This window comes from Verrucomicrobiia bacterium, from assembly GCA_035946615.1.
In the GTDB taxonomy this organism is placed as follows: domain Bacteria; phylum Verrucomicrobiota; class Verrucomicrobiia; order Limisphaerales; family UBA8199; genus DASYZB01.
On record DASYZB010000005.1, the window covers coordinates 1 to 8,472 of the forward strand.

Consider the following 8,472-nt stretch of genomic DNA (forward strand, 5'->3'; position numbering starts at 1 on the left):
AAGGGGAGAGGGTCGGGGAGAGGGGTCCCTCTATGTGTAGTCCTTCCCACGGTCCTCCCAATAATCGTTCTTCGCGCCCCGAATCGAGCCTGAGGATGGCTGGTTGGACTGAACCAGCGCCGGAAGATGGCGGCGGTGGAACGGGGGCGACGTTAACGGCCTGCGATGGCTCAACCGAGGTAACATTGCTTGGCCTCTGGGAAAAATGCGCGGTTGCGCAGCCGGAGCAAAGCGCGGCCGCAATCAACACAAGGGGAACACGCATGGCGGAAATGCCAGCATCGGACCTAATCTTTGCAAGGTGGCGTTCGGATTCACGGCGGGGGAAATTGCAGGGCAGCCGATGGAGATTCTGCATGTGCGCTGTCTGCCGGGTTGATGTCCTTTTTGCTTTCCTCGCGAAAGCGGGTGCGCCACATTTCTTGCGCCATTAACATAATGAATCGTGCCGTGTTTCTCGACCGCGACGGTACCCTCATCGAGGAGCGCAATTACCTTTGCCGTCCTGAGCAGGTGGCCTTTTTTCCCGGAGTGGGCGCGGCCCTCAATCGCCTGCAGCAAGCCGGCTATCGTTTATTCATTGTTTCCAATCAGTCGGGGGTGGGCCGTGGCTATTTCACCCTGGCTGATGTTCAGCAGGTTAATCAATATATCGATGCGGAGTTGGGCAAACAGGGCGTCCATTTCGACAGAACCTACGTCGCCCCCGAGGCCCCGGGATTGCCCAGCCGCGGTCGCAAACCTTCCCCGCAGTTCCTCTTTGACGCGCGGGAGGAATTCCACCTGGATTTGGCGCAGAGTTTCATGGTTGGCGACAAGCTCATCGACCTCGAATGCGGCTGGAACGCAGGGGTCCGGCAGTGCATCCTGGTCCGAACCGGCTACGGTCGCGAGGTGGAGGCGGGATTCAAGGAACAAATCGCCCGGGCGGTGGTGCTCGACGATATGACGGCGGTTGCCCAGTGGATACTCGGCACGAATCCGCGCCGCGCCGGCGCCGCCTTGGAATCGGTTGGAAAAAAGGAAAAAACTTTGTAATGCGCTTGATGCAAATAACTCAAATCACGTTTGCTCGCTCCTATGTGCGGCATTGTCGGTTATATAGGTAAAAAAGAGGCCGCCCCGCTCCTGCTCGAGGGTTTGCGGCGGCTGGAGTACCGCGGCTACGACTCGGCCGGCCTTTGCACCTTGCACGAGGGGCAGCTCCATTCCCGCAAATGCGTCGGACGCGTGGCGGGGCTGGCCGATTTGGTCACGCGGCAGCCGGTCACGGGCTCATTGGGGATCAGCCACACCCGATGGGCGACTCACGGTTTGCCTAGCGACGCCAATGCCCATCCGCACAAGGACCAATCCGGCACGATCGCCCTGGTCCATAACGGCATTATCGAGAATCACGCCGCCCTGCGCCAAAGCCTGCTGCGCCACGGCCACACGTTCCATTCCCAGACCGATACGGAAGTCCTGGCGCATCTGATCGGCGACCACCTCGACCGGCTGCTTGCCAAAGGCAAACCGCTGAAGGCCGAGTGCCTTATCACCGCCATCCTCTCGGCCACCCGGCAAGCCAACGGCACTTATGCCATTGCGCTGGTCCACGCGGCTCTGCCCGGGCAACTCTTCGGCGCGCGGCGCGGGTCGCCGCTGGTGCTGGGGGTGGGGGAAGACGAGGTCTTCCTCGCCAGCGACATTTCCCCGATCATTTCCCATACCCGCAAGGTCGTCTATTTGCAGGACGGAGATATTGTAGCCGCTACTGGAGGCCAATGGACCATCCTGGCGCAGGGCAAACCAGCCAGGCGCGCCGCCAGCACCCTGAGTTGGTCCTCGCACTCTGCCGAACGCGGGGACTTCGCTCATTACATGCTTAAAGAGATTTACGAGCAGCCGCAGCGCGTGGGCGAAGTGCTCCGCATGACCTTGCGGCCCGCGGCGGGCCAGGTGGTGTTCGAGGAATCGGCCCTCAGCCCGGCGGAGCTGGCCAAGGTAGGGCGTCTGTTGCTGGTGGCCTGCGGGACCAGTTGGCACGCCGCCTTGGCGGGCGAATACCTCATCGAAAACCTCGCCCGCCTGCCGGTCGAGGTCGAATGCGCCAGCGAGATGCGCTACCGCAATCGCCCGCTCGAAAAGGGCACCCTGGTTGTCTCGATCTCCCAATCAGGCGAAACGGCCGATACCCTGGCGGCAATCCGGGGCGCCAAGGCCCAGGCGGCGCGGGCGTTGGCGATTGTAAACGTGGCCGGCTCAACAATCGCTCGCGAATCTGACGCCGACATCCAGATGCGCGCCGGACCCGAGATCGGCGTGGCCTCGACCAAGGCCTTCGAGATGCAGGTCCTCTGGCTGACCCTCCTGGGCATCGCCCTGGGCCGCCAGCGCCGGCGTCTCTCGCCGGCTGATGCCCGCAGCCTCATTCGCCAATTGCAGGCCATCCCTGACAAGCTCAAAAAGATCCTCGCCGGAAACGAGCATATCCAGGCGGTGGCAAAGAAATACGCGCGGTTCGAGGATTTCCTGTTCATGGGGCGGCAGCATAACTTTCCGATTGCGCTCGAAGGGGCGCTCAAACTCAAAGAAATCTCCTATATCCATGCCGAAGGCTATGCCTCGGCGGAGATGAAACACGGGCCCATTGCGCTGGTCTCCCCTCAGTTCCCCAGTGTGTTCGTCGTTCCGCGCGACGCGATGTACGAGAAGAACATGAGCAACATCGAGGAAATCAAAGCCCGCAAAGGGCCCATCATTGCGATTGCCACCCAGGGCGATGAAGAAATCGCCCACAAAGCCGATGATGTGATTTATATCCCGCCGACGCTGGACATTCTCCAGCCGCTGCTAACTGCGGTGCCGCTGCAACTCCTGGCCTACCACATCGCCGTCGAGCGCGGCTGCGATGTCGATAAACCGCGCAACCTGGCCAAGAGTGTCACGGTCGAATAGGGCCATAACAACCGGACTTTGATGATGATGATGATGATTGTCTGTGGACAATTAAGAATGTCACAGACAAATAAAGTAATTAAAGTGTGCCACACTTTTCAGGATGGTCCGACCCGGAGTTCGGAAAGAAAAGTAAGCCAGGTTTACTTGGTCTATCGGCCAGCCAGCTCCGGACTATCAAAACGGCTTTGTGCTCGAGAAGTGTTGTTGTGCGCGGTTTGATCCGTCGCAGGTCAGTTGGGGATCACCTGGAGGTTGAACCTGGCAACCAGGGCATCGTATGCAGCCGGGGTGGAACCGTGATGTTGAAATGGAGCACCCTGCGTCGCTCATGGGCCAGGACCGGGGCGTTGTCAACAGCCCTTTTTCACTGGAGGAGACTCAGTGGGTTGAAGGCTGGCCCTGATCGGGAGGGGCGCCTGCTGGCCAGGGACTCCCGGTCTGAATCGGCCCCCAAATGCTGACCATTAAAGCATAAATCTCCGGCTCGGCGTTTTTGAGTTCCGCGCGATTAAACGGGAAGAAATCGTTCACACCAAAGTAAGTCTCAGTAAACTCGGCAAAGAACTCCTTTGGGTCAGTCAGCGCATAATGCCGCGTGCGCGTCCCGTCATAGAGCAGCGTGCTTTCTCCGTGGCCGCTATGTTTGTATTTCTCGTAGGCATCCCGAATGCGGGCGTCATCAAATCCGAGGACTTGATCGTGATAGGCATGGGCTAATTCATGCAGCACCACCCAGGGTTGCTCGTTGACCTGGCGAGCCGTTGCGAAATCAGCGGCTTGCGGGATGTGCACGCATTTGGCCAGGTCCTTGGAGTAGCGGTGCTCTTCCAACCAGGAAGCGCTGGGGTGGTACTGCATCGCGCGCAATCGGCCATGGGTCAGGTCCAGAACGATGGTTATCGATTTGAGCTTTTGGAGGTGGTCCTTGGCCATGACGTACTCGATGTCCATCAGCTTGGCCTTAAGCAGCGCCAGTGCATGGCGCCCCAAATCCTCGTTGGGAGCGTCCAGCAGGCGATCATCCACCTGGATGGTCCAGCCGTAGAAATGTTTTGTGGTGCGGGAGCGGGGCTTGGGCAGGTCTTGGGGTGGCGTGGCTGGAGCATCGAATGGTCTGAGAAGCGCTGCCCACAGGAGCGCCAATGCACAAAGGGACTTCATATCGAAGGAGAGTGTGGAATGAAGCCCGAACGCTGAAAAGGGCAGAATGGGGTGTCATTCCGGGATGGGCCAGGCCCAACCGGCAGAAAATCCACCGTCCACGTAAAGAATTTGTCCAGTCATGAATGCGGCAGCGGGGGACGCCAGGAACAGGGCGGTGCCAACCAGGTCTTGTGGCTGGCCCAGACGTCGCTGAGGTGTATTGGCCTTGGCCCAGTTATGCATCGTCTCATTCGTCCAGAGCTTTTTGGTGAGATCGGTCACAATAAAACCGGGCGCAATGGCGTTCACACGCACGCCGTGAGGACCCCATTCCATCGCCAATAACCTGGTCATCTGGCCCAGCCCAGCTTTCGACATCGCGTAAGGACCTGCATGCTTCAGCGGACGATCGGCAGCCAGAGACGCAATCTGGATCTGGCTCCCGCTCCGCTGCCGGATCATATGACGGCCCACCGCCTGCGAGAGGAGAAACGCGCCCTTTAGGTTGATATCCAGAATGTAATCGTAATCCTCCTCGGTCACGGTCGCTGCCGCCTCACGCCGATTGACTCCAGCCGAGTTGATTAGAGTGTCGATTCGCCCGTAGTCCCGCATCACCCGCTCTACTAAGAGCTCGATGGCAGCGGGCTGTGCCACATCACAAACCGCAGCCTGCGCTTTTGTCTCGGCGGCGGCCATGGCGGCGGTTGTTTGCTCGAGGTTTTTCTGATCGCGACTGGTGATGATCACGCGCGCCCCGCGCTGGGCAAAACCCTCGGCAAGAGCTCGCCCAATTCCGCGGCTGCCACCGGAGACGAGCACCACCTGCTCACGGACGCTAAACAGGTCATCAGACATAGGACTCTAGCGAAGCCAAGATTTCTTGATGTCTGGATTGCCCGCGGTGTCGAGGCGTTGCATCTGATCCGCATTAAGGCTGATCGCCAAGGAGGCAATATTGTGACGAAGTTGTTCTGGCGAACTGCCCGCAATGATGGGCAGCACGGGCGGATTACTCTGGCGCATCCAGGCGATGACAACCTGGTTGGCATCCGCGCCGATTTCCTGAGCTACTTGCCGCAAGGCCGCCAGGCGCTGGTCAGCGTCCGGCCCTGCGTACTGAGCCGGCAGGGGCCGATCCGAGCGCGTGTAGGCTCCCTGAAGCAGCACCGAGTAACCCACCAGCGCCATGCCACCGGAGCGGCAATAATCCTTCAAGTCTTCATTGATACAAATCTGAGGGCCGAAATCGGCGCCGTGCCGCGGACGCAAATAGGTGTGCCTTTGTTCGACGACGGAGTACCGGGCCCATTTGTGCTCGCGGCTGACGGCATTGGCTTGGGCGATGCGCCAGACCCTGAGATTGCTGGCGCCAATGGCGCGGACCTTGCCCGCGCGGACCAGGCGATCGAATGCCGCCATTGTTTCCTCGAGTGGCGTTTGAGCATCATCGCGATGGGCGTAGAATAAATCCAGGCGGTCGGTTTGCAGCCGGCGCAGGCTCTTCTCGCATTCGCGCTCGATCTCGAGTGAGCTTAAACCGCCTGGACAACCCGGGTAGTCGAAGCCGAGTTTGGTGGAAACTACCATCTCATTCCGAGCGGAGCGGTCTATCATCCACAGGCCGATCGTGCTCTCACTCTCACCCCCTTGGCAACCTGGCAGCCAGGCAGCATAAAAGTTGCCGGTATCAATAAACGTCCCGCCCTGCTCACGGAAGAGATCCAATAAACGGAAAGACGTCTCACGATCGATTTTGCTCCCGATCGAATCCGTTCCCAGTGCCAGAGCGCCGACGGAAAGTCCAGTATCTGCCAAGTTTACTTTTTGCATAAGCTATTTGGGCCTAATTCGAGCTACGAAAGTTTTAGCACAGAAGGAAACCAAGAGAACTACTTATCCCACGTTTTGACCGCGGACCACCGGGTTAGGCGGATTTTATCTCGTTTCATCTGCGTGATTCGCGGTCCAAAACCGCGTTCGTTCATGACCTGGATCTGCATGAACCCCGTTCCCTTTGCAGCTTCACTGCCGGGTCGCTAATACGACGCCGCCAATCATCACCAGGACACCCACCACTTTGGCCAGCGTAATGGGCTGGACCGGTGAACCGAGCCAGCCATAGTGAGACATGACTAATCCTCCGATTACCTGGCCGGCTAAAAGGGTGATCATCACGCTTCCCGCCCCAACCTTGGGAATGAGCCAGGCGATGGCGAACACCAGGCAAGCGCCCAGCACGCCGGCCGTCAGCAGCATCGGATGGACTTGCTTGAGCGGCGCCAAGGCGTCACTTCGCCATCCGCTCACGCCAATGGCGACTGCGCCCAGCGCTCCGATGCACCAGAAAAGCGCATTTCCAACACGGGCGTTCTGCAAGACACTACCGACCTTGCCGTTCATGGCCAGGTGGACGGCCAGGATGATTCCCAGCAACACTGTTAGTAGATAGAGGTGTATTTTCATAGTCATTGCTCAGTGGGATTTTTGCACGGCGGCGAAATTCATATCGGCATACTTTTGGTAAGGAAGACTAGCGCGATGTTCAGCAATTGAGCGGCCTTTCTTTTGAACCCGAGGAAACAGGAAACGGAGATTCTCCTTCTGCTTTCTCGGTTTCCCCTTGTTCAGGCTTTGACCACTCATTTCGTGAACGCCACGCTATTGGCCAGTGCGAGGTTGCCTGGGTGCCGTCCAATCACGATGCGTGGGATAGGTCGTCCGGCCAGGCAGATAATTCACTCCGCCCTGCCGCGGCATATATCCCTTGTTATAGAAGATGTACAAGCCGGTCTTGCAGGGAATAATGATGTCGGGCCTGCCGTCACCATCGATGTCCGCCACCTGGAGCCTCATGCCCACCCCGACCACGTCGTTGGGTGGGGGTGTGTTCTCGCTGCCTGCCCCAAAATAGGGCGTCAGGTAACTGTATGATATGATGTGCCGCTCGAATCGACCGCGGTTGAACTTGTAGTAGAAGACAAACACCGGTTGGAATGCGCCAACGTCGCCGCCGTTGTGGGCGAACAACTGCTTGCCGGTGATAAGTTCCGGTTTTCCGTCACCGTCCAGGTCGGCCAGGGCCATCGTGTGGAAGGTGGGATAATCGGTTTCGATCCAGTGTTTGACGAAGGTGCGCTTGCCGCCGTCGAGTCTCTGCTCGAACCAGGCCAGGCCGTAGCCGTGGTCCGAGCCCATGATGATGTCATTCAACCCGTCGCCATTGACGTCGGTGATCAGTATGGGCAGTCCGGCTCCGCCGGGCCGGCCATCAGCGCCATACGCTGAGAACTGGTAATCCGGATGCCAAATCCAGGGGTCTTCCGCCGGGTGTGGTGGGGCCTCGAACCAGCCGCTGGTGGTGACCACATCATTGCGCCCGTCCCCGTTGATATCGCCGATTCCGGCGCCGTGGCTCACGCCGATGTTTTCCGGCCCCAGCACGTGCTTCCTAAACCAGGGCGGCTGGTCGATGTGCTCGAACCAGATGAGGCTGCGACCGGGCTTGCGCGCGAAGTAATTTACCAACACATCCTTTTCGCCCCGGCCCGAGAGGTTGCCGATGACCATGCCTTCGACCCCGTCGTCTTCAAGCAAAGCGTGCGACTTCCACTTGACTCCGGTCTTGCCTGGATTTTCGTACCACCAGATGCCTTGCCGGCGCATCCAGCCCGAACTCAGCACGTCCGGGCGGCCATCATTGTTGACGTCCATGGTGCCTTCGTAATTGTCGTCCACGTCGGGTCCGTTCGCCTCCGCGCCGTCCCGGTAATCCGCGAATTTCGTAAAGTCAGGGCCGAGGTAATAGTTTCGGCCCGCCGCGATATCGAGTTTGCCATCGGCGTTAATATCCAGAACGGTGGCGCATTCGGCGAACGGCCCGAACCAGTAGGTGTGCTGAGCAGGGTCGTGGACCGGGCCATCGATTTTCCGGGGAACGAACAAGAGTTCCTTGGGTGCATCATCGATGGCCCCCTCGACGGCGCCTGGGCAATGCAGAGCCATGCACAAAAATCCCGCGTTGAGAGCGACCTGAGACCAGCGGGTCGTATTGCTCTGTTTCATTTTGTATTGGCTTGCGGGTGGGCGGCAAATGAGTTGCCAAATGACTTCACCCGCCCACGCCAAGCCGCGCCAAGCCGCTTGTGCAAATGCAGCCGAACTCGGCTTTTTTGCAACGGATATGGGTGTTCAAGGATTCCAGAGGCTAGCGTCCTCGATTGGCCGTGTCAATCGCCTTGGTTAGGCCCAAATCCGCACGTAAGGAAAGACGACAGCAGTGCATCCGTCTTTTGCGACGCACAAGCCGACTCAAAAGTCAGTTCAGCTGAGGTTATGGCAACCGGCGAGGGGTTTTCCTGTGCCGCAGCGAGTGATTTCTACCGG

Annotated in this window: 7 protein-coding genes; 2 read left to right on the top strand and 5 right to left on the bottom strand. The window is 59.0% G+C overall.

Annotated features, from left to right (window positions below):
• Positions 1 to 438: 438 nt before the first annotated feature.
• Positions 439 to 1,038, top strand: coding sequence for an HAD family hydrolase (locus VG146_00620; protein HEV2390841.1), 600 nt, complete (start codon positions 439 to 441; stop codon positions 1,036 to 1,038).
• A 42-nt stretch (positions 1,039 to 1,080) separates the two neighbouring features.
• Positions 1,081 to 2,940 (top strand): glutamine--fructose-6-phosphate transaminase (isomerizing), encoded by a 1,860-nt coding sequence (gene glmS, locus VG146_00625; protein ID HEV2390842.1) that lies wholly within the window; start codon positions 1,081 to 1,083, stop codon positions 2,938 to 2,940.
• Between the two features lie 381 nt (positions 2,941 to 3,321).
• Here glmS and VG146_00630 read toward each other — a convergent pair whose 3' ends face one another.
• The 5 genes from VG146_00630 to VG146_00650 all read right to left on the bottom strand — a co-directional run bounded on the left by VG146_00630 (position 3,322) and on the right by VG146_00650 (position 8,151).
• A complete protein-coding gene (locus VG146_00630) occupies positions 3,322 to 4,104 on the bottom strand; it encodes a metallopeptidase (GenBank protein ID HEV2390843.1) in 783 nt (260 codons plus the stop codon).
• A 54-nt stretch (positions 4,105 to 4,158) separates the two neighbouring features.
• Positions 4,159 to 4,944, bottom strand: coding sequence for an SDR family oxidoreductase (locus VG146_00635; protein HEV2390844.1), 786 nt, complete (start codon positions 4,942 to 4,944; stop codon positions 4,159 to 4,161).
• 6 nt (positions 4,945 to 4,950) lie between these two features.
• Positions 4,951 to 5,919 carry an aldo/keto reductase gene (locus VG146_00640; protein ID HEV2390845.1) on the bottom strand — a complete coding sequence of 323 codons (969 nt, stop codon included), beginning with the start codon at positions 5,917 to 5,919 and terminating at the stop codon, positions 4,951 to 4,953.
• Positions 5,920 to 6,111: 192 nt separating this feature from the next.
• Positions 6,112 to 6,552 (bottom strand): DMT family transporter, encoded by a 441-nt coding sequence (locus tag VG146_00645; GenBank protein HEV2390846.1) that lies wholly within the window; start codon positions 6,550 to 6,552, stop codon positions 6,112 to 6,114.
• A gap of 195 nt (positions 6,553 to 6,747) precedes the next feature.
• A complete protein-coding gene (locus tag VG146_00650; GenBank protein HEV2390847.1) occupies positions 6,748 to 8,151 on the bottom strand; it encodes a VCBS repeat-containing protein in 1,404 nt (467 codons plus the stop codon).
• Positions 8,152 to 8,472: the final 321 nt, after the last annotated feature.

Excerpts from the sequence above, each read along its gene's own strand:
- VG146_00645 (HEV2390846.1), bottom strand. The coding sequence starts at position 6,552 with ATGAAAATACACCTCTATCTACTAACAGTGTTGCTGGGAATCATCCTG.
- VG146_00620 (HEV2390841.1), top strand. The coding sequence starts at position 439 with ATGAATCGTGCCGTGTTTCTCGACCGCGACGGTACCCTCATCGAGGAG.
- VG146_00635 (HEV2390844.1), bottom strand. The coding sequence starts at position 4,944 with ATGTCTGATGACCTGTTTAGCGTCCGTGAGCAGGTGGTGCTCGTCTCC.
- glmS (HEV2390842.1), top strand. The coding sequence starts at position 1,081 with ATGTGCGGCATTGTCGGTTATATAGGTAAAAAAGAGGCCGCCCCGCTC.
- VG146_00640 (HEV2390845.1), bottom strand. The coding sequence starts at position 5,919 with ATGCAAAAAGTAAACTTGGCAGATACTGGACTTTCCGTCGGCGCTCTG.
- VG146_00650 (HEV2390847.1), bottom strand. The coding sequence starts at position 8,151 with ATGAAACAGAGCAATACGACCCGCTGGTCTCAGGTCGCTCTCAACGCG.
- VG146_00630 (HEV2390843.1), bottom strand. The coding sequence starts at position 4,104 with ATGAAGTCCCTTTGTGCATTGGCGCTCCTGTGGGCAGCGCTTCTCAGA.